18 protein-coding genes are annotated in these 20,367 nt (G+C 72.8%); 9 read left to right on the top strand and 9 right to left on the bottom strand.

Going from position 1 to position 20,367, the window contains the following annotated elements; translation table 11 throughout:
* Positions 1-4: 4 nt before the first annotated feature.
* Positions 5-1,969: an ABC transporter ATP-binding protein gene (locus tag KG111_RS16445; protein WP_205289834.1), complete on the bottom strand. Its 1,965-nt coding sequence runs from the start codon at positions 1,967-1,969 to the stop codon at positions 5-7.
* Complete coding sequence (locus KG111_RS16440; RefSeq protein WP_205289833.1) at positions 1,969-2,664, bottom strand: nitroreductase family protein; 696 nt, start codon at positions 2,662-2,664, stop codon at positions 1,969-1,971. Before KG111_RS16440 ends, KG111_RS16445 begins: the two co-directional genes overlap by 1 nt.
* A gap of 160 nt (positions 2,665-2,824) precedes the next feature.
* On the opposite strand from KG111_RS16440, the gene KG111_RS16435 reads away from it, so the two are divergent.
* Both KG111_RS16435 and KG111_RS18505 read left to right on the top strand, forming a co-directional pair.
* Positions 2,825-2,974 (top strand): hypothetical protein, encoded by a 150-nt coding sequence (locus KG111_RS16435; protein ID WP_205289832.1) that lies wholly within the window; start codon positions 2,825-2,827, stop codon positions 2,972-2,974.
* 64 nt (positions 2,975-3,038) lie between these two features.
* Positions 3,039-6,053, top strand: coding sequence for a helix-turn-helix transcriptional regulator (locus tag KG111_RS18505; RefSeq protein ID WP_205289831.1), 3,015 nt, complete (start codon positions 3,039-3,041; stop codon positions 6,051-6,053).
* Between the two features lie 103 nt (positions 6,054-6,156).
* Here the strand turns inward: KG111_RS18505 and KG111_RS16425 are convergent, their stop codons facing one another.
* On the bottom strand, positions 6,157-9,132 hold the full coding sequence (locus KG111_RS16425; RefSeq protein WP_205289830.1) for a type II toxin-antitoxin system Rv0910 family toxin: 2,976 nt from the start codon (positions 9,130-9,132) through the stop codon (positions 6,157-6,159).
* 71 nt (positions 9,133-9,203) lie between these two features.
* Here KG111_RS16425 and KG111_RS16420 point away from each other — a divergent pair, with 71 nt between their 5' ends.
* Entirely contained in the window at positions 9,204-9,863 is a 660-nt protein-coding gene (locus KG111_RS16420) for a TetR/AcrR family transcriptional regulator (RefSeq protein ID WP_205289829.1), read from the top strand.
* 32 nt (positions 9,864-9,895) lie between these two features.
* On the opposite strand, the gene KG111_RS16415 is transcribed toward KG111_RS16420, so the two are convergent.
* Positions 9,896-10,360 (bottom strand): hypothetical protein, encoded by a 465-nt coding sequence (locus tag KG111_RS16415; RefSeq protein ID WP_205289828.1) that lies wholly within the window; start codon positions 10,358-10,360, stop codon positions 9,896-9,898.
* A 157-nt stretch (positions 10,361-10,517) separates the two neighbouring features.
* On the opposite strand from KG111_RS16415, the gene KG111_RS16410 reads away from it, so the two are divergent.
* Positions 10,518-10,877 carry a VOC family protein gene (locus tag KG111_RS16410; protein WP_205289827.1) on the top strand — a complete coding sequence of 120 codons (360 nt, stop codon included), beginning with the start codon at positions 10,518-10,520 and terminating at the stop codon, positions 10,875-10,877.
* Between the two features lie 16 nt (positions 10,878-10,893).
* Here KG111_RS16410 and KG111_RS16405 read toward each other — a convergent pair whose 3' ends face one another.
* The 5 genes from KG111_RS16405 to KG111_RS16385 all read right to left on the bottom strand — a co-directional run bounded on the left by KG111_RS16405 (position 10,894) and on the right by KG111_RS16385 (position 15,889).
* Positions 10,894-12,051 carry a sulfotransferase family protein gene (locus KG111_RS16405; protein ID WP_205289826.1) on the bottom strand — a complete coding sequence of 386 codons (1,158 nt, stop codon included), beginning with the start codon at positions 12,049-12,051 and terminating at the stop codon, positions 10,894-10,896.
* Positions 12,048-12,842 carry an SDR family oxidoreductase gene (locus KG111_RS16400; RefSeq protein ID WP_205289825.1) on the bottom strand — a complete coding sequence of 265 codons (795 nt, stop codon included), beginning with the start codon at positions 12,840-12,842 and terminating at the stop codon, positions 12,048-12,050. Before KG111_RS16400 ends, KG111_RS16405 begins: the two co-directional genes overlap by 4 nt.
* 40 nt (positions 12,843-12,882) lie before the next feature.
* Entirely contained in the window at positions 12,883-13,764 is an 882-nt protein-coding gene (locus tag KG111_RS16395; RefSeq protein ID WP_205289824.1) for an alpha/beta fold hydrolase, read from the bottom strand.
* A gap of 65 nt (positions 13,765-13,829) precedes the next feature.
* Positions 13,830-15,002, bottom strand: coding sequence for a hypothetical protein (locus KG111_RS16390; RefSeq protein WP_249666185.1), 1,173 nt, complete (start codon positions 15,000-15,002; stop codon positions 13,830-13,832).
* Positions 14,999-15,889, bottom strand: coding sequence for a TIGR03619 family F420-dependent LLM class oxidoreductase (locus KG111_RS16385; protein ID WP_205289823.1), 891 nt, complete (start codon positions 15,887-15,889; stop codon positions 14,999-15,001). Before KG111_RS16385 ends, KG111_RS16390 begins: the two co-directional genes overlap by 4 nt.
* 45 nt (positions 15,890-15,934) lie before the next feature.
* Between KG111_RS16385 and KG111_RS16380 the strand changes: the two genes are divergently transcribed.
* From KG111_RS16380 to grpE, 5 genes are all read left to right on the top strand, one after another.
* Entirely contained in the window at positions 15,935-16,420 is a 486-nt protein-coding gene (locus tag KG111_RS16380) for a nitroreductase family deazaflavin-dependent oxidoreductase (protein WP_205289822.1), read from the top strand.
* Between the two features lie 102 nt (positions 16,421-16,522).
* Positions 16,523-16,954 carry a nuclear transport factor 2 family protein gene (locus KG111_RS16375; protein WP_205289821.1) on the top strand — a complete coding sequence of 144 codons (432 nt, stop codon included), beginning with the start codon at positions 16,523-16,525 and terminating at the stop codon, positions 16,952-16,954.
* Between the two features lie 29 nt (positions 16,955-16,983).
* On the top strand, positions 16,984-17,583 hold the full coding sequence (locus tag KG111_RS16370; protein ID WP_205289820.1) for a hypothetical protein: 600 nt from the start codon (positions 16,984-16,986) through the stop codon (positions 17,581-17,583).
* A 210-nt stretch (positions 17,584-17,793) separates the two neighbouring features.
* Positions 17,794-19,647 carry a molecular chaperone DnaK gene (gene dnaK / locus KG111_RS16365; RefSeq protein WP_205289819.1) on the top strand — a complete coding sequence of 618 codons (1,854 nt, stop codon included), beginning with the start codon at positions 17,794-17,796 and terminating at the stop codon, positions 19,645-19,647.
* Positions 19,644-20,294 (top strand): nucleotide exchange factor GrpE, encoded by a 651-nt coding sequence (gene grpE / locus KG111_RS16360; protein WP_249666184.1) that lies wholly within the window; start codon positions 19,644-19,646, stop codon positions 20,292-20,294. Before dnaK ends, grpE begins: the two co-directional genes overlap by 4 nt.
* Positions 20,295-20,367: the final 73 nt, after the last annotated feature.

The raw sequence follows: 20,367 nt of genomic DNA, 5'->3' as shown, positions 1-20,367 counted from the left end.
GCGGCTACAGCGCCACGTCGGCGCGCCGCGCGTCCCGCGGCGCATCCGGCGACCGCGGACGGGAGAACTGCTCGTCGTACAGGCGACGGTAGAGGCCGCCGGCGGCGAGCAGGACCTCGTGCGTGCCCTGCTCGACCAGCCGGCCGTCCTCGAGGCCGAAGATCACGTCCGCGGCGCGGATCGTGGAGAGCCGGTGCGCGATCGCGATCGTGGTCCGCGACCGGGTGGCCCGGTCCAGCGCCTCCTGCACCAGCCGCTCGGTCTCGGTGTCCAGCGCCGAGGTCGCCTCGTCCAGGATCAGGATCGCGGGGTCCTTCAGCAGCACCCGGGCGATCGCGAGCCGCTGCTTCTCCCCACCCGAGAGCCGGTAGCCGCGCTCCCCGGTGATCGTGTCGTAGCCGAGCGGGAAGCCCATGATCCGCTCGTGGATGTTCGCCTCGCGGGCGGCCTTCTCGATCTCGGCCGCGCTGGCGTCCGGCTTGGCGTAGGCGATGTTGTCGCGGATGGTGCCGTGGAACAGGTAGGGCTCCTGGGTGACCATGCCGACGGCGTCGGCCAGCGAGGACAGCGTCAGGTCCCGCACGTCGTGGCCGTCGATGAGCACCGCGCCCTCGGTGACGTCGTAGAAGCGCGGCACCAGGTACGTCGCCGTGGTCTTGCCGCTGCCCGAGGGACCCACGATCGCGGCCAGCTGCCCCGGCTCGACGACCAGCGAGACGCCGTCCAGCGCCCAGCCGTCCCCGGTGCTCTCCGGGTCGGGCGCCGGCATCTGCGCACCGTCGGTGAACCGGCTCCGCTCCGCCCCGCCGGTCAGCGCCCGCGGCTCGGGGTAGCGGAACCGCACGTCGCGCAGCTCCACCCGCCCGCGCAGCCGCTCGGGGTCGAGGTGCACCGCGTCGGGGCGCTCGGTGATCGCCGGGACCAGGTCGAGGTACTCGAAGATCCGGCGGAACAGGGCCAGCGAGGTCTGCACGTCGAGGGTGACCCGCATCAGCTGCATCAGCGGCATCTGCAGGCGGCCCTGCAACGTGGTGAAGGCGACCAGGGTGCCCGCGGTCAGATCGGCGCCTCCGCTCGCGCCCACCGGCAGGGAGCCGGTGAGGATCCAGCCGCCGGCCAGGTAGATCAGGGCCGGGGTGATCGCGAAGAACGTCTGCACCACCGCGAAGAACGTGCGCCCGGTCATCGCCTGCTCGACCTGCAGCCGGGTCTGGCGCCGGTTGGCCTCGCGGTAGCGCTCGACCTCGGAGGCGGAGCGGTTGAACACCTTCGCCAGCAGGATCCCGGAGACGCTGAGCGCCTCCTCGGTGATCGCCGTCATCTCCGAGAGCGACTCCTGGGTGCGCCGCGCCAGCCGCTGCCGGCGCCGACCCACCCGCAGCTGCAGCACCACGAACAGCGGCATCAGCACCAGCGTCAGCAGCGTCAGCTGCCACGACAGCACCACCATCGCCACCAGCGCCGCGGTCACCGTCACCGTGTTCTGCACGATCGTGGTCGCGGTGTCGGTGAGCACCGTGCGCACCCCGGCCACGTCGTTGGCCAGCCGGGACTGGATCGCCCCGGTCTTGGTGGCGGTGAAGAACGCCAGCTCCATCCGCTGCAGGTGGGCGAAGAGGTCGCCGCGCAGGTCGGCCATCGCCGCGTGCCCCACCGTCGAGGTCAGCCAGTTCTGCCCGATCCCGATCAGCGCGGTGAGGACCGGGATCACGCACATGCCGGCCACCAGCCAGCCCAGCAGACCCAGCCGCGGCGCGCCGCCGTCGAGCGGGAACAGGGCGTCGTCGAAGACCGCCCGGACCAGGAACGGCACCACCGACTGCAGTGCCGCCGAGACCAGTACGGCGACGAGGACCAGCGCGATCTTGCCGCGGTAGGGCCGCAGCAGCCGCGCCACGCGGGGCAGCACGTCCTGGTTGCCGCCGATCTCCTCGGGCGAGAGATGGGTGACCGCGGGGCCGGGTCGCATCAGCGCTCCTCCCCGTCCGGGGCGTGCTCGGCGGGCTCGGACGTGGACGGCCAGCCGGCGCCCCAGCGGCCGCGGTGGGCCACCTCCGTCCAGGGCGTACGACGTCGCCGGCTCGCCGACCCGGCAGCGCCCGTGCCGCGCGGTGCCGGGTGCCCGATCGTGATCGCGCCGATCGGGTGCGGGGCTTGGGCCTCAGCGGTGTCGACGAGGCCGAGGTGCTCCTTGAGCGCACCCACCCGGTCGGGCACGAGCCCGAAGAAGCAGGCACCGAGCCCGGCGTCGGTGACCGACTGCAGGATCAGCAGCGACGCCATCGCCGTGTCCAGGTGCCAGTACGGCATCGCCCACCGGCTCTCGTCGTGCCCGCCGAGCCCGGCCCGCGTCTTGTCCGCCTCCGCGTAGCGGTCCAGGTAGGCCTCACGCCGGCTGCACGGCACCACGACGACCGGGGCCGACATCATCCCGGCCAGCCAGCGGTCCGGGTTCGCCCGCGCGGCCTCGTCGGTCTGCGCCGCCCAGAACCCCGCGACCGACTCCGGGGTGTCCAGCACCAGGAACGCCCAGCCCTGGGAGAACCCCGCGCTGGGAGCGCGGGTGGCGTGGGCGAGCGCCCGCTCCACGATCCGGAGGTCGACCGGGTCCGAGGTGTAGGCGCGCGTCATCCGGCGACGTCGTACCACCTCGGAGAAGTCCACCCGTCGATTTTCCCACCCCTGTGAAGATTCGCTGATTCCGCAGCCGGGTGTCCTAGGTGGTGCCTGTCCCTGTCCTGCCTGCCGCTCTCCGCACCTGCCCGGCACAGATAGGGCACTCGCCCGATGCCCCGGCCTACCTCAGAGGCGGATCGTCTACGCCATGACGAACTACCTGAACAACGCCGAGTACCAGTACCGCCGCCAGCGCATCGCACGCGAGGTGGCCGCCAGCCGCGGCGGTCGCAGCCGGTCGGACTGGTTGCGACGCCTCGCTGCCACCGACCCCGCTCGCCCCCGCCACCTCCGCTGAGCACGGCGGTGCGCCCCGGACGGGGTGCTGGAGCGACGTCGGTGCCGGACGTCATGATGATGGCGTGACCCACAGCAGTCCCCGGATGATCGGCCGGGACAGCGAGCTCGACGAGCTGGCCGGCCTGCTCGACGACGCCGCCCGGGCCGCCGCGGGCGGGGCCGGCCGGCACGTGCTGCTGCTGTCCGGCGACGCCGGCGTCGGGAAGACCCGGCTGCTGCGGGCGCTGCACGACCGCGCCGTCGACCGCGACTGGCAGGTGCTCGCCGGTCACTGCCTGGACTTCGGTGACAGCGCGCTGCCCTACCTGCCGTTCAGCGAGGTCATCGGCCGGCTGGCGGCCGGCGCCCCGGACCTGGTCGAGGCCGTCGCCGTCGAGCATCCCGCGCTCGGCCGGCTGCAACCCGGCCGTCGCACCCGCGGCAGCGAGGAGGGCGCCGACGCCGACGCGCCGCAGGCCACCGACCGCCGGGACCTGTTCGCCGCCATGCACGCGCTGCTGGAGTGCGCCGCCGAGCAGGCGCCGGTGCTGCTGGTCGTCGAGGACCTGCACTGGGCGGACCAGTCGACCCGCGACATGCTCGGCTACCTGTTCGGCCGGCCCTTCGCGCACCCGGTGGCGGTCGTGGCGTCGTACCGCTCCGACGACCTGCACCGCCGTCACCCGCTGCGCCGCCAGGTCGCCGAGTGGACCCGGATGGCGCCGGTGAGCCGAGTCGCTCTCGCGCCGCTGCCCGAGCGCGCCGTGCGGCAGCTGATCCGCGAGCTCTCCGAGGGCCGCCGGCTCCTCGACGACCCCGCGGTGAGCCGGATCGTCGACCGGGCCGAGGGCAACGCGTTCTTCGTCGAGGAGCTCGTCTGTGCCGGCTGCCCCGTCGACGACCTGCCCGCCGACCTCGCCGACCTGCTGCTGGTGCGCCTCGACCGGCTCAGCGACGCCGCCCGCGAGGTGGTCCGGGTGGCCAGCGTCGCCGGGCGCCGGGTCTCCCACGAGCTGCTGCTCGCGGCCAGCGGCGTCGACGAGGCCGCCTTCGACGCCGGCGTGCGCCAAGCCGTCGAGATGAACCTGCTGGAGGCCGTCGGCGAGCGGTACTCCTTCCGGCACGCCCTGCTCGGCGAGGCCGTGTACGACGACCTGCTGCCCGGCGAGCGGGTCCGCATCCACGCCCGTTACGTCGCCGCGCTCGCCGACGGCGGCCTCGGCACCGCCGCCGAGCTCGCGCTGCACGCGCGGCGCGCCAACGACCTCGACCGCGCGGTCGGTGCCGGCATCGCGGCCGGCGACGAGGCCATGGCGGTGGGCGGGCCCGACGAGGCGGCCCGCCACTACGAGCAGGTCCTCGAGCTGCTCGAGGACGCCGAGCGGGTGCGCCGCCTCGACGTCGACCACGCCCGGATCGTGGTGAAGGCCGCGGACGCGCTGATCACCGGCGGCGACACGCTGCGGGCCGCCGCGCTGCTGGAGCAGCACATCGCCCGGCTGCCCGCCGACGCCGACCCCGCGGCCCGCGCCCGGCTGCTCAGCACCTACGCCGACCTGCTCACCATCATCGAGACCGACGTCGACCACGTCGCGCTCTCCCGGCGCGCCGTCGAGCTCGCCGGCACCGACGACACCCCGCTGCGCGCCAAGGTGCTCGCCGTGCACGCCCGGGTGCTGTCGTACGAGGGCCACGAGGACGAGGCCCAGGGATTCGCCACCGAGGCGTTGGCGCTCGCCGAGCGGCTGGCCCGACCGGTCCTGGTCTCTGAGGCGATCACCACGCTCAGCGGGCTGCGGATGAAGCGGGTGGTCGGCACCGAGCAGGAGTCCCTGCGCGCCGCGCTGCGCACCGCGGTCGAGCGGGCCGAGGCCTCCGGTGCGCAGCAGGCAGAGGTCCGCGGACGCTTCCTGCTCGGCCGCTCCCACCAGGACAGCGCCGAGTGGGAGACCGCGGCCGAGTGGTTCCGCTCCGCCGTGACCTGCGGCGAGCGCGCCGGGTTGCCCTGGGCGCCGTACATCCTGGAGTCGCGGTGGCAGCTGGCCGCGGTGCAGCACGCCCGCGGCGAGTGGGACGACGTGCTGCAGCTCACCGGTATCGCCGAGGACCCCGACGGCCCGCCGATCCCGCGGGCACTGCTGATGCCGGTGCGGCTCGCGGTCCTCAGCGCCCGCGGTCACGACGTGAGTGCCCGGCTCGCCGAGCTGCGCCCCCTGTGGGACGACGAGCGCGGCGTCGCGGTGCACGCAGCGGGTGTCGGGCTCGAGCTGCTCGAGGGCGTGGCGGCCCTCGCGCTGTACGACGACGTCGTCACCGTGGTCGCCCGGCTGTGGGAGGAGCGCTTCGGTGCCCGGCTGCGGCTGGCCGCGCAGACCCTGGCCGCGCTGAGCCGGGCGATGCCCGCAGCGAGTGCGGCCGAGCGGCGCCAGCTGCTCACCCACGTGGACCGGCTGCGCAGGGACGGCGAGGAGGTGCTGACCGACCAGCGGGAGAGCGGCAACCGGTGGGGACCCGAGGGGCAGGCCTGGGCCGTCCGGCTCGTCGCCGAGCACGCCCGGGCGCACTGGCTCGCCGGGGGAGTCGGCGACCGGGAGGCGCTGCTGGACACCTGGCGCCGCAGCGTCGAGGCGATGCAGAAGCTCGGGCACGTGCCGGAGCAGGCCCGCGTGCGGGCGTCGTACGCCGAGATCCTGCGGCACGTCGGCGAGCCGGCCCGGGCACAGGCCGAGGCCGAGGCGGCCCGCGAGCTGGCCGACCGGCTCGCCGCACCCGGGCTGCTGGCCGGCACTGCTGCCGCCCGTCACGCCGGGTCTCACGCCGGCCGGGACCCCGCGAAGGGCTCGGTGACGGGCTCCGGGCGGACGGCGTCGCGGCGGGCTGCGGGACGGAGCGTCGGCTCGGCGCTCACGGCCCGGGAGTCGGAGATCCTGGCGCTGCTCGCGCAGGGACGCAGCAACGGCGAGATCGGCAAGCAGCTGTTCATCGCCACGAAGACCGTGAGCGTGCACGTCTCCAACATCCTGGCCAAGCTCGGTGCTGCCGGCCGGACCGAGGCGGCGGCCATCGCGCACCGCGACGGACTGCTGCCCCGGGAGTAGGCATCCTCCGTGCTGTCGGTGAGGGCCGATCCGTCGGGCGCTCCTCCCGGACGCCCGACGGACCGGAGTCAGTGGTGCTTCAGCGGTGCACGGCCCCGTCGCCTCAGCGCCCGGTCCACACCGGGTCGCGGTTCTCGGCGAACGCGGCGACCCCCTCGGTGGCGTCGTCGGAGAACAGGGCGCGACCGGCGAGGTCGGACTGGCGGGCGAACTCCTCCTCGCGGCTCCAGTCCGGGCTCTCGGTGATGATCTGCTTGCCGACCTCGAGCGAGATCGGGGCGTTGCGCAGGATCTGCTCGGCGAGCTCCAGTGCCGCGTCGAGCACCTTGCCGGGCTCGGCGAGCCGGTTGACCAGGCCGAGCTCGGCCATCCGGGTGGCCGGCTGCGGGTCGCCGCTGAGCACCATCTCCATCGCCACGTTGCGCGGCAGCCGCTGCGCCAGGCGCAGCACCCCGCCGGCGGCGGCGACCAGGCCGCGCTTGGGCTCGGGCAGGCCGAACTGGGACTCGGTGGAGGCCACGATCAGGTCCGCGACCAGCGCCAGCTCGCACCCGCCGGCCAGGGCGTGGCCCTCGACCGCGGCGATCACCGGCTTGCGGATGGGCGCACCGGTGATGCCCAGCGGTCCGCGTCGCTCCGTGAGCGGGAACTGTCCGCCGGCAGCGGCCTTGAGGTCCATGCCGGCGCTGAACGTGCCGCCGGCGCCGGTCAGGATCGCGACCTTGGCGGTGGGGTCGGCCTCGAAGGCGTCCACGACCCGCTCCAGCAGCTCGGCGGTGGGGTGGTCGATCGCGTTGCGCCGGTGCGGCCGGTTCAAGGTGATGACCCGTACGGCGCCGCGCTTCTCGACCAGCACCGTGGGCTCCGGCACCGCCGGCACCTCGACCGGCTCGCGGCCGGTGACGGTGAGCTGCTTGCTGCCGGACACCTCGACCTGCCAGCCGAGCGGGTCGGCGGTGGCGAGCTCGGTGGCCACGCCCGGCTCCTCGCTGCGCACCAGCACCCGGGCACCCTCAGGGGTGATCGCCGAGACGATCGCGGTCGACGGGGTGTTGTCGCGGTCGTAGATCACCGTGTACGACTCCACCACCGCGGGACCGGAGTAGCCCAGCAGCGCCGGGCGGCTCGGCTCGGGGTCCAGCACCGGGTGCAGGAACTCGAACGGTGCGGCCGGCGGCTCGGTGGAGTACAGGCCCAGGGCGTGCTTGGTGACGTACCAGCCCAGCGAGGTGGTCAGGCCGTAGCCGCCCGGGTCCTGGCGCAGCGCGGCGACCATCGCGGCGATGTTGTGCCCGCCGTAGTTGTTGCCCGGTCCGCCGCCGAACGTCAGGCCGCCGGTCAGGCTGAGCGGACGCTCGGGGTCGTCCAGCGGCAGGCCCAGCTCGCTGGCGGCGATCTGCACCGCGACGGGGAAGCAGGAGTAGAGGTCCACGTGCCGGACGTCGTCGATGCTCAGCCCGGCGTGCTGCAGCGCGGCGGTGCCGAGGGCGCGGATCGCCGGGGAGGAGGCCAGGTCGCCTCGCTCGGAGACGAACCACTCGTCGTGCCCGGAGGCGCCGACCTGGGGGAAGACCCACAGGTCCTGGTCGATGCCGGCGGCCTCGGCGGCGGCGACGGAGGTGACGATGATGCCGCTGGCCAGGTCCACGGTCATGTTGGCGCACAGCAGCTTGGAGTACGGCGCGGAGATCATCCGGTTGTCCGCGTCCGCGGTGGCCAGCTGCTCGGGGGTGTACGCCTCGGGCTGCCAGGCGTAGGGGTTGGCGGCGGCGATCTCGGAGTAGCGCGACCACAGGCCGGTGATCCGGGCCTGGTGCTCCTCGCGGCTGTTGCCGAGCTTGGCCCGCATCGCGTTCTCGAGCAGGGCGTAGACGTAGATCGGCGCCATCAGCCCGGCCTGCGCCTCGGCCTCGTTGTTGGCGTCGCGGTCGTTGCCGAGCACCTGGTCGGGCTTCGTGCCGGCCGGCTGCTCGGGCCAGTCGACCTCGACGCCCTGCTTCTGCGCGTGGGCGAAGGAGGCACCGGCCTCGGCGCCGCAGACCAGGACGACGGAGGCGTCGCCGGCGGCGACCGCCTCGGCGGCGGCGTTGACGAGCACCTGGCCGGAGTCACCGCCGAACGGCACCGACTGCACGGTCCGCTCCGGGGAGATGCCGAGCGCGTCGGCGGTGGCGCGGGCCTGGTCGCCATAGGTGTACGACGCGCTGGAGACGGCGTACACCGCGTCGGCGGCCTGCAGCAGGCCGGGCGCGCCGGCGTCGTCGGCGGCCTGGCGCAGCGCCTGGGCGGCGAGCGTGGCGGGGTCCTTGGTGGGGTCCGGGGTGCGCTGGACGACCTGGCCGACGCCGACGATCACCGGGGTGCTCGGGTCGAGCACCCGGCCGGTGCGGCGGTGGGTGACCGGTGCCGCACCGGTGCCGCCCTTGCCCTCCACGCCGGCCTCGTGCAGCGCGACCAGCTGTGCCAGGGAGTCGGCCATCTCGGCGCCGACGGTCTTGGAGATGGTGGCGCCCATCGGGCCGCGCAGCGGCTCGCCGCCCATGCCGGCGTCGATCCAGGCGCGGGTGCCCTCCGGCGTCGCCTCGACGCTGAGCCACAGGCCCAGGCTCAGGCCCATCGGTCCGGTGCCGAAGAGCCCGACGGTGGTGTCGTCGGCCTGGGTGACCTCCCAGGCGATCTCGGCGGGCACGCCCATGATCTTCAGCTGCTGGGTGTAGGTGACGCCGGCGGCGGCGCCGGTGGGCGCGGCGCCGCGGAAGCCGCCGTGGATGGTCATCCACTGCGGCAGCAGGCTGAGGTCGCCGGCCAGGGCGCGGATCTGTGCAGGCGTGGCGGGGGAGTCGGCGGAGGCGGAGACCTGCCGGTCGAAGTCGGCGAGACCGGCGGGGACGACCCGGTCTCCGGCCGCCGCGGCGGCGGCGCTCGTGCCGGTGTCGGCCTCGCCGCGCCCGATCTTGGCCCGCACGGCGCCCACGGCGAGGTCGCGCACGACCGCAGGGTTGTCGGCGAACCAGCGGGCCGTGGTGGCGGCGGCGCGCATCTGCTTGCGGGTCTTGCGGAGGTCCTTGCGCAGGTCCATCGGGGTCCTTCGGGGCAGCGGGGACGAACAAACAATATGAGCGTACTGGAAATGTGGGTAGGGTGCAGCGCATGGCGAGGAAGGCAGCGCGCCGCTCCCAGGACGAGCGCCGCACCGAGACCCGAGCCCGGCTGCTGGCCGCGGCGGTCGAGTGCCTGCTGCGCGAGGGGTACGCCGCCACCTCGATCACCGCGATCCAGGAGCGCAGCGGCGCCGGGCGCGGCACCGTGCAGCACCACTTCCCGACCAAGGCCGAGCTGATGGTGGCCGCCACCGCGCACGTCGTCGAGCAGCGCCTGGCCGCCACCCGGGCCGCGCTCGAGCAGGTGCCGGCCGACGCGGACCGGATCGAGACGCTGGTCGAGCTGGTCTGGACCGACCTGACCAGCGACACGTTCCTGGCGGCGCTGGAGCTGTGGGTCGCCGGTCGCACCGACGCCGAGCTGCGTACGGCGCTGCGCCCGCACGAGGCGGGCCTGATGAGCGCCACGCACGAGCTGTTCGTCGCCGCCCTCGGCGACGAGCTCGCCGCGGATCCGCGGGCGGCCACCCTGGTCACCCTCACCATCGACGCGCTCACCGGGATCGTGATGACCACCCTGCTCTCCGGCGGCGCGGACCGGCTGCGCGACACCGACCTGCCCCTGGTGCTGCGCGAGCGGTGGACGCAGGCGCTGCGGATCCTGCTCGGCCGAGCCGGCCCGGAGACCCTGCTCGACCCCGAGCGCTGAGGGCTGCGGACGGCCCCTCGGATGGCAGGGGCTCAGGGCTCCCATCCGGCCGCGCCCGGGATGCGCACCGTCGTCGCGACCTCCTCGAAGACGTCGCCGTAGTCCAGGTAGTCCTCCCGGGCCACCGAGCCGGTCAGCGTCACGCCCAGGTCCCCGAGGGCCCAGGCCCACTGGTCGCACACGACCGCCACGTCACCGACCCGGTGGCCGAAGCGGCGGTAGTCGACCTCCTCGCCGCCGAGGTCGTAGCGCTCCGCGTCCTCCAGCTCGAAGTCCGCGAGCTGAGCGGCGAGCAGCGCCGTCGCCTCGGTGCGCCACGCGTCGAGGCCCGAGGTGATCGGCACCGCCCGCAGCACGAGCTCCGGGGCCAGTCCGCTGGCCGGCAGCTCGCGGGCGCGGGCGGCGAGCACCACGCCGCGGGCGGGGTCGCTGCGCCGCCGCCAGTGCCGGGGCACGGCGAGGGTGATGTCGCCGGCGGGGTGGTGGAGCTGGGACATGGCGTCTCCCGGGGCTGGTCCGTGGGGGTCGCCGGGAGTGTCGGCCGGTGCCGCGGCCGGGCAAACCGCGCCGCTGCCTGCCTGTGGATCGCCGCCTGGGTGCGCGGTTGTGCCGAGAACCCTGGTCGTTGTCGGCGCTGGGGCCTAGCGTCGGCGCATGGCTATCGCACGCAATCCCCACGTCGTCCTCGATTGTCCCGACCCGGCGGTGCTCGCCGAGTTCTACGGCGCCGTCCTCGGCTGGTCCCCGTCGCTGGCCGAGGACGGAGGCTGGGCCACGATCAGCTCCGGAGACCACTACCTGCACTTCCAGCGCGTGGAGGGCTTCCAGGCGCCGAGCTGGCCCGGGCAGGAGGTGCCGCAGCAGTTCCACGTCGACGTCGACGTGGACGACCTCGACGAGGGCGAGGCCGCCGTGCTGGGGCTGGGGGCGACCAAGCACGCGCACCAGCCCGGGACGTCCTTCCGCGTCTTCCTGGACCCGGCCGGGCACCCGTTCTGCCTCTGCCAGGCCTGAGCCTGCGGGCTCGTCCTCAGCGGGCGAAGGCCGCCCGCACCGTGTCCTCGTCCAGGCCGTAGTCGGCCAGCTCGTAGCGGTGCGCGGGCCGGGCCCGCCCGGTGCGCGACTCCGCGTCGATCCGGGAGACCTCGGCCCGGGCGGCCGGTGACCACTCGATGCCGAACGCGTCGTAGATCGCGCCCACGGTGCCGACGGGGTCGGAGACGAACGCGCGGTAGTCGACGTCGAAGAACTGGCCCGCGTCGTACTTCTCGCGGGTGTCCCAGAACGTGTGCCAGGAGCGCGAGAGCATGTCGAGCTGGGTGCGGCCGATGGTCTTGCCCACGAAGGTCGTCGAGGTGTCCGCGGTGGCCTCCGCCGACAGCGAGCAGGCCGAGGCGATCGAGGTCACCGGGTCGCGCTGGGTCATCACGACGAGCGCGTCGGGGTAGACGGTCATCAGCGCGTCCAGGGCGACCAGGTGCGAGGGGTTCTTCAGCACCCACCGCTTGTCGGTGTCGTTGAGCCCGATCAGCTGCAGGTTCTGCCGGTGCCGGGCGTAGGCGTCGGTCCAGTCCTGCTCGGCCAGCCAGGCCGAGTAGCGCGGCACGTTGGCCAGGGACTCGAAGGAGATCGACTTGCCGGTCTGGCGCAGCAGCCGCCAGCACTCCTCGACCGAGGTGGCATCCATGTAGTGGATCCCCATGAACTCGGGGTTGGTGACGTGGTGCTGGTGGAAGGCCGCCTGCATCGCGGCGAAGATCGGGTCGTCCTCCCAGGTCGCTCGCGGCGGGCGCGGCTGCGGGAACTCCGTCAGCCACGCCTCCAGGCCCTGGTGTGCGGGGTCGGCGCACAACAACCGGTGCAGGGCGGTGGTGCCGGTACGGGGCAGCCCGACCACGAAGATCGGCCGCTCGATCACCACGTCACGGTGCTGCGGGAACTCGGTGAACCGCGCCTGGGTCATCAGCCGCCCGACCAGCGCGCTCTTCACCTGCGCGCGGTGGAAGTAGTTGCCGACCTCGGTCAGCCCGGCCTCCGGGGAGGCGAGGTCGTCGACCAGCAGCCGCAGGCCCTCCTCGTGCTCCCGCTCGCCCGGCCCGCCGAAGTCGCTGAGCCCGGTGGTGCGCACCGCCGCGGTGCAGATGTCCTCGTAGCTGCCGACGTCCGCACGCCGCCGCGGCTCGCTCATGCGTGGAACTCCCCGCAGTCGACGTTGAGGATCTGCCCGGTCACCGCGGAGGCGAGGTCGGAGGCCAGGAACAGCGTCGCCCGCGCCACCTCATCGGGCGTGGCGAGCCGCTTGAGGTCGGTGGGCGCGGCCTTCTCGGCGTACACCTCGGCGTGGGTGCGGCCGGTCTCGGAGGCGATCCAGTCGAAGTAGGCCTTGTTCACGTCCTCGTAGATGTAGGACGGCGCGACGCTGTTGACCCGGATCCCGCGCGGCCCGAGCTCGGTGGCCAGCGAGGAGGCGAGGTGCTCGAGCGCCCCCTTGGACAGCTTGTAGCCGGCGTACTCCGGCTGGCTGGAGTAGAGCACGCAGGAGTTGACCATGATCACCGAGCCGCCGGGCTTGTCGTCGGTCTGCGCGAGGGCGTCGGCGAACAGCGCGGACAGCCGCAGCGGCGCGAACACGTTCGTCTCGTTGGCGGTGCGCAGCCCGTCCAGGTCCAAGGTGGTGAGCGGGTCCATCGGCGGGATGCCGAAGGCGTTGTTGATCAGGCAGTCGACCTTGCCGAACTCGGCCACCGCCGCGTCCACGAGCGCTTGCCGGGCGTCCTCGTCGGTGATGTCGGTCGGTACGACGAGCGCACGGCGCCCGTGCGCGCGGACCACCTCGGCCATCTTCTCCAGCCGCTTCGGGGTCCGGCTGGCCAGCACCAGGTCCGCCCCCATCTTCGCGGCCTCCTCGCCCAGGGCACGCCCCAGGCCGGGGCCGACTCCGGACAGCACGACGACCTTGTCGGTCAGCAGGTCCACCATGGCGGACACACTAGAACGTGTTCCAGTTTTGGGGAAGGAGTCAGCTGCGCGGGACGTGGGCGAGCAGCTCGTCCAGCATCGGGCCGAAGGAGCCGACCGCGATGGACAGGTGGCCCTCGCCCGGCACCAGGTGCGGCACGACGCCCGGGATGCGGGCGGCGAGCCACTCGCCGTGGTGGAACGGCACCATGAGGTCCTCGCTGCCCTGCCACAGGTAGGACGGCACGGAGAGATCGTCGAGGGCGAAGCCCCAGTCGCGGGTGAACGCCAGGTCGTCGTCCAACCACCCGTACAGCTCCTGCACGCCGCTCTTCAGTCCGGTGACGAGGTCCTCGCCCACCTCACTGGTCAGCACGGCGCGGTCGACGTCGGGCAGCAGGGACGCCATGGTCGCGACGACGCCCTCGGCGTCCGTGGCGAGGACGGCCTCGCGTTCCCGCTCGAGGAACGGCATCAGCGCCTCCTCGCCCTGCAGTGCGAGCCCGAACTCCTCGACGTTGTCGGCGCCCATGCCGTCCAGGAAGTCCGGCTGGTCGACGTACGGCTTCACGCAGCACACGGCGAGCACGGCCAGCACCCGGTCGGGGAGACCCGCGCCGGTGGCCAGCGCGTGCGGACCGCCGCCGGAGGCGCCGCCGGTCAGGAACTCCTCGACGCCCAGGTGGTCGGCGACCGCGGCCATGTCGTCGGCGACGTCCGCGACCAGACGTCCCGGCCGCCGGGTGGAGCCGACCGCGCCGGCGCGGGAGTAGGTGACCAGCCGCAGCCCGCGCTCCGCGGTCGCCGCCGCCATCGCGCGGGTCTGCAGGCTGCAGCCCGGCGTGCCGTGGTGCCACAGCAGCGGGACCCCGTCCGCGGGCCCGGAGACGCGCACGTCCAGCACGCGGCCGTCGGGCAGGTCGAGTGCGATGCGTTCGTCCATGCCGCGATCCTCACACGCCCGACCCGTGCTCGGCGGCGCTTTGCGACCCGCCGTGGCGCCGGGCGTCAGCTGATCATCCGGCGCGCCACGGCCCGCTGCCGCGCGGCGATCCGGGCGGTGTGCTCATCCTCGGTGAGGCCGACGATCCCCGGCACCCGCGCCGGCACCTCGTCCACCTTCATCACCTCCACCACGGGGCCGTCCGCGGCGCCCAGGGGGCGGCTCAGCTGCTGCCAGCGCAGCATGATCGGCCCGGTGCGGTGCCCCAGCGTCTCCAGCCAGTTGGCACTCGGGGAGCCGCCCGGTCCCGGTGGGCGCTCGGAGATCACGAACCGCAGCAGACCGTCGTCGCCCGCCACCGCCTGTGCCTTGGTCAGCGAGGTCTGGTGGGTCTCGTAGTCGGTGGAGGCGTACCAGTCCGAGCCGATCTGGATCGCCTGGTAGGCGCAGTCCTCGCACACCGGCACCGTCACCACCATCGCCTCGTCCTCGGCGAGCTCGTAGTGCCCGATCGAGGAGAACTGCGACGGCAGCCCGCCCGGCGTGGACGCCGGGACGGTGAGGGTGTTGACCGGCTCCTTGTACTGGAAGAAGTGCGGGAACGCGAACCACGTCTGGATGGAGCCGACCAGCGAGCGGGCCGCCACCTCGTACTTCTTGCGCAGCAGTGCCTCGGTCAGCGGCGCCCGCGGCTTCCCGATCGTGTCGGTGCGCTCGATGGTGAGCGTGCCGCGGGTCTCGGCGTCCCAGTCGTTGAAGACCTCGCGCACGATCAGCGTCTTCGCGCCCGGCTCGGCGACGTAGGTGAACTCGAACGAGCCGTCCTCGGCGATGTCGAGCTCGCGGTCGTCGAACGCCAGCAGCGACGGCGGTGCGGAGTCGGCGCTGTAGCCGCCGCCCATCACCTGGAACGACAGGTCCGCCGACGTGCCGCGACGGCCGCGGACGACGTACTCGGCGCCCTCGACGAGGTAGGCGTAGAAGTAGATCGCGTCCGGGTTGTCCAGGCCCTGGCGGGAGAACTGGTGGGTGGGGTTGATGAACAGCGGCTGGGCGAGGTCGTAGTCGAACGCCGTCTGCATCGCCATCCGGATCCGGCCGGCGAGGTAGTCGTAGCCCTCGAGCCGGTCCGCCTCGGTGCGGATGAACGGCGCGTTGGCGATCAGCTCCTCCGCCTCGGTGATCGCCTCGGTCAGCGGCGCGGTCAGGCCCAGGCTGCCGGGGGGAGCGGCGCTCACCCGTTCACCTTCGCGATCACGCTCTCGGCGTACTGCTCGAGGTGAGCGACCTTCTTCTCCAGCGGCTCGGGGTCGGGGCCTTGGATGTAGGGGATCCGGAAGCCCACGATGCAGTCGGTGACGCCGCGGTCCTCGAGGCGTCGTACGCCGTCGGGGGTGTAGGCGTCGTAGGAGATGACGTGCACCTCGAAGTCGTCGCGGTCGTCGCCCTCCTCCTTGCGGATCTCGGCGAGCCGGTCGAGGAGGCGGTCGAGCTCCTCGCCGTCGCCGCCGGCGTGCATCCAGCCGTCGCCCTTGCGCACGGCGCGGCGCAGGGCCGCGTCCGAGTGGCCGCCGACCAGCAGCGGGATCCGCTCGGTCGGGGCGGGGCACTGCTGCAGCGGCTCGAAGGAGAAGAACTCGCCGTCGTAGCCGAAGAAGGTCGGCTCCTCGCCGGGCTGGGTGAGCCCGCGCAGGATGTCCATGCACTCGTCCATCCGCTTGCCGCGGCGCTCCCACGGCACGCCGAGGGCGGCGAAGTCTTCGGGCCACGGCGAGAGCCCGACACCCAGGCCGAGCCGGTTGCCGGACAGGAACGCCAGGGAGGAGGCCTGCTTGGCCGCCAGCACCGGCGGGCGCACCGGCAGCTTGAGCACGAACGGGGTGAGCCGCAGCGTCTCGGTCACCGCGAACAGGTGCGCGCACAGGATGAAGGTCTCGATGAACTCCTTGCCGAGCAGGAACTCCCGGTCCCCGGTGTCGGTGTAGGGGTACTTGGAGTCCGACTCCTTCGGATAGATCAGGCTGTCCGCGATCGTCATCGAGGTGAAGCCGTTGGTCTCGCAGGCCTGGGCCAGGGGCGCGTAGTAGCGGGCATGGGTCATGCCCTCCGCGAAGGAGAAGCGCATCCCCGCACAGTAGAACGTGTTCTAGGTTTGTGCCAGAGTGAGCCCATGGCGCTGCCCAAGGAGAAGCCGCAAGGACTCGACAAGCCGATCGTCGCCTCGCTCATCAAGTACGGCGCCAAGGGCAACGTCGCGCTCTTCCGGCTGACCAACGGGCGGATCGGCGCGACGTGGCGGATCGGGGCGGGCTGGAAGAAGCCGGTCCCGGTGCTGCTGCTCGACCACGTCGGTCGCAAGAGCGGCAAGCGGTTCACCACCCCGCTGCTCTACCTGCCCGACGGCCCGCGCACCGTCGTGGTCGCCTCCCAGGGCGGGCTGCCGAAGAACCCGCAGTGGTTCCACAACCTGCTGGCGAACCCGGAGACCACCATCCACCTGCCCCGCGAGCGCGACCGCAAGGTGCGGGCCCGGGTCGCCGACCCGGTCGAGCGGGCCGCGCTGTGGCCGCGCCTGGTCGACCTCTACGCCGACTTCGACAACTACCAGTCCTGGACCGACCGGGAGATCCCGGTCGTCGTACTCGAGCCTCGCTGAGCACCGCTTCCCAAGCAGATTTGTCGCGATCGGCCGGATTCTCGACAAATTCGCTTGGGAAGCGGTGCGCCCGGCAGTGCAACACCGTGCAAAGGAGCATCCATGGACCTGCAGGAGCTGATCGACCGGGCGCAGATCACCGATGCGCTGACCCGCTACACCGTCGCGGTCGACACCGGTGACTTCGACCTGCTGGACACGGTCTTCACGCCCGACGCGCTCATCGACTACTCCGAGTCCGGTGGCGTCGTGGATGCCTACCCGGCCGTCAAGGCGTGGCTGGCCGAGGCGCTGCCGGCGTTCTCCCGCCATCGGTTGCACACTGTCGGCCAGGTCGGCTTCGACTTCGCCGAGGGCGACGACTCCGCCGACGTGCTGGCCTACTTCGACAACCCAATGCGGATCTCGGACGGCCGCGGCGGGGAGCGGGTCGTCGAGGTCGGCGGCATCTACCGCCACACCTTCGTGCGCACGCCGGCGGGCTGGCGCTCGCGGCGCCTGTATGAACAGGTCGTCTGGACACGCGGTTTCTGATTTCACCCACCCTCCCGGACAATGGCCGAGTGAGCGAGCAGCGACCCGGACCAGGCGCGGACCGAGCCGTCATCAACGGGCTGGTGGCGCTGGTCGCGGTCGCGCTCGGGGTCGGGCTGGTGGTGGCGCTCGTCGCGCTCGCCGGCACTCGCATGCTCGGCCTCGGCGGCGACGACGCCTCCGCTGCCGGCGGCAGCACCACCGGCGGGTCGATGTACCTGCCCAGCCCGGTGGAGACGACCTCGGAGACCGGGCCCCGGATCACGCTGCACACCGACGGCGCCGACGAGGTCGTCCCCGAGGAGGAGGGCGAGGCCGAGGCCGAGCCCTCGGAGTCCGAGAGCGAGTCCGAGGACGCCGAGAAGATCTCGCTCCAGGCCGCCACCAACGCCGTCCGCGCGGACGAGCGGATCCAGTTCAGCGGCGTCTACCCCGGCGGCGAGGGCGCGATCCTGTGGGTCGAGCGCTGGCAGGACGGCGGCTGGTCGGAGTTCCCCGCCAGCGTGAACGTCACCAACGGCACGTTCTCCAGCTACATCTTCACCGGCCAGTCCGGGCTGAACCGGTTCCGCGTCGTCGACCGCGACCGCAACATCGCGAGCAACGAGATCCGCATCCAGGTCGGCTGACCGCCGCCCCGTCGTTCGCCGCCCGCGCCGTCCCGGCGCCCTCTGCGGCGACCCGCCGAAAACTTCTCCGCCGGCCGGGAACAACCCCCGGCCAGGTGCCGTTGAGACCTGTGACAGACTTGAGTCCAACAGGCTCAACTATCTTGCTTCGACGTCCCGCCCCGCGGGACGCGCGGACCGGATCACGCACCACACAACGGAGGAATCAACATGGCACGAGCTGTCGGCATCGACCTCGGTACGACGAACAGCGTCGTCGCGGTCCTCGAGGGCGGCGAGCCCACGGTCATCGCCAACGCTGAGGGCGCCCGGACCACGCCGTCGGTCGTCGCCTTCGCCAAGAGCGGCGAGGTGCTCGTCGGCGAGGTCGCCAAGCGGCAGGCGGTCACCAACGTCGACCGCACCATCCGCTCGGTCAAGCGCCACATGGGCACCGACTGGACCCAGCACATCGGCGAGCCCACCAACAAGGACTTCACGCCGCAGCAGATCTCGGCGTTCATCCTGCAGAAGCTCAAGCGCGACGCCGAGGCGTACCTGGGCGAGACGGTCACCAACGCGGTGATCACCGTCCCGGCGTACTTCTCCGACGCCCAGCGCCAGGCCACCAAGGAGGCCGGCGAGATCGCGGGCCTGAAGGTCGACCGGATCGTCAACGAGCCGACCGCCGCCGCGCTGGCCTACGGCCTGGACAAGGGCGACGACCAGACCATCCTCGTCTACGACCTCGGTGGCGGCACGTTCGACGTGTCCCTGCTGGAGATCGGCGAGGGCGTCGTCGAGGTCAAGGCCACCAGCGGTGACAACCACCTCGGTGGCGACGACTGGGACCACGCGATCGTCCAGTGGATGGTCAAGAAGTTCAAGGACGCCAACGGGGTGGACCTGGGTGCGGACAAGATCGCCGCCCAGCGCCTCCAGGAGGCCGCGGAGAAGGCGAAGATCGAGCTCTCCTCCTCCTCCGACACCACCATCCACCTGCCCTACATCACCCACGGCGAGAACGGCCCGCTGCACTTCGAGGAGCGGCTGACCCGCGCCGAGTTCCAGCGGCTGACCGCCGACCTGCTCGAGCGGACCAAGGCGCCGGTGCAGAACGTGCTGCGCGACGGTGGGCTGAAGCTCTCCGAGATCGACCACGTGGTCCTGGTCGGCGGCTCCACCCGGATGCCGGCCGTCACCGAGCTGGTCAAGGAGCTGCTCGGCGGCAAGGAGCCCAACAAGGGCGTCAACCCCGACGAGGTCGTCGCGGTCGGTGCCGCCCTGCAGGCCGGTGTCCTCGCCGGTGAGGTCAAGGACGTGCTGCTCCTCGACGTCACCCCGCTCAGCCTCGGCATCGAGACCAAGGGCGGCGTGTTCACCACCCTGATCGAGCGCAACACCACGATCCCGACCAAGCGCTCGGAGATCTTCACCACCGCCGACGACAACCAGCCGTCGGTGGAGATCAAGGTCGCCCAGGGCGAGCGCGCGATCTGGTCGCAGAACCAGCCGCTGGGCAACTTCGAGCTCACCGGCCTCCCGCCGGCCCCGCGCGGCGTGCCGAAGATCGAGGTCACCTTCGACATCGACGCCAACGGCATCGTGCACGTCTCCGCCAAGGACCAGGCCTCGGGCCGCGAGCAGTCGATGACCATCTCCGGTGGCAGCTCGCTGTCGAAGGACGAGATCGACCGCATGGTCAAGGAGGCCGAGCAGTTCGCGGCCGAGGACGCCAAGCGTCGCGAGGCCGTCGAGGCCCGCAACCAGGGCGACCAGCTCGTCTACACCACCGAGAAGTTCCTGACCGACAACGGCGACAAGATCCCCGACGAGGTCAAGACCGAGGTCACCGCCGACGTGGACGCGCTCAAGCAGGTCCTCGCCGACCCCGAGGCCGACGTCGACGCGCTGAGCGCCGCGATCAGCAAGCTCGGTGAGTCCAGCCAGAAGATGGGTGCGGCGATGTACGCCGCCGCCGAGGCCGACTCGGCCGCGGCCGGCGGGTCCACCGGCGCCACCGGCGAGGCCGACGACGACGTCGTCGAGGCCGAGATCGTCGACGACGAGGGCGAGACCAAGTGAGCGACGACAACGTCGGCTCCGTGAACCCGGAGGAGGGGCCGCCCGCCGAGGGCGGGACGGCTCCCTCCCCGCAGGGCGGCGCCGTGGCGCCCGACGCGGCAGATGCCGCCGAGGGCGCGACGGGTGCCGCGGACGAGTCCGGCGAGGGTGCCGGCTCGGAGCCGGACGCCGGCGCCGAGCCGGCCGCCGAGCCCGACCCGGAGGCCGACGAGCTCGCCGTCACCAAGATGGCGCTGGAGGAGCGGACGCTCGACCTGCAGCGGCTGCAGGCGGAGTTCCTCAACTACAAGCGCCGCGTGGAGCGCGACCGCGAGCTGATCCGGGAGAACGCGACGTACGCCGCGCTCGCTCCGATCGTCGAGGTCCTCGACACGATCGACCGAGCCCGCGAGCACGAGCCGCTCGAAGGTGGCTTCAAGGCCGTCGCCGAGCAGCTCGAGCACACCGTCGCCGGGCTGGGCCTGGTCAAGTTCGGTACGCCGGGCGACGCGTTCGACCCGACGGTCCACGAGGCGCTGTCCCACGTGGGCACCGACCCCGACGTCGAGGTGACCACCTGCAAGGTGGTCGCCAAGGCCGGCTACAAGATCGGCGAGCGCGTCGTGCGCGCCGCCCAGGTCCTCGTGGTCGACCCGGCCGACGGCTGAAGGTCGTGGCACCTCGCGTGGCGCACCCGGTCACCCCGGGTGCGCCACGCGACACTGCGTGGGAGCGCAGCGC

Origin of the sequence: Nocardioides faecalis (assembly GCF_018388425.1) — a bacterium.
GTDB classification, from domain to species: Bacteria; Actinomycetota; Actinomycetes; order Propionibacteriales; family Nocardioidaceae; genus Nocardioides; species Nocardioides faecalis.
Note: the sequence above shows the minus strand (reverse complement) of the source record. Positions and strands in the feature narration are given on the sequence as shown.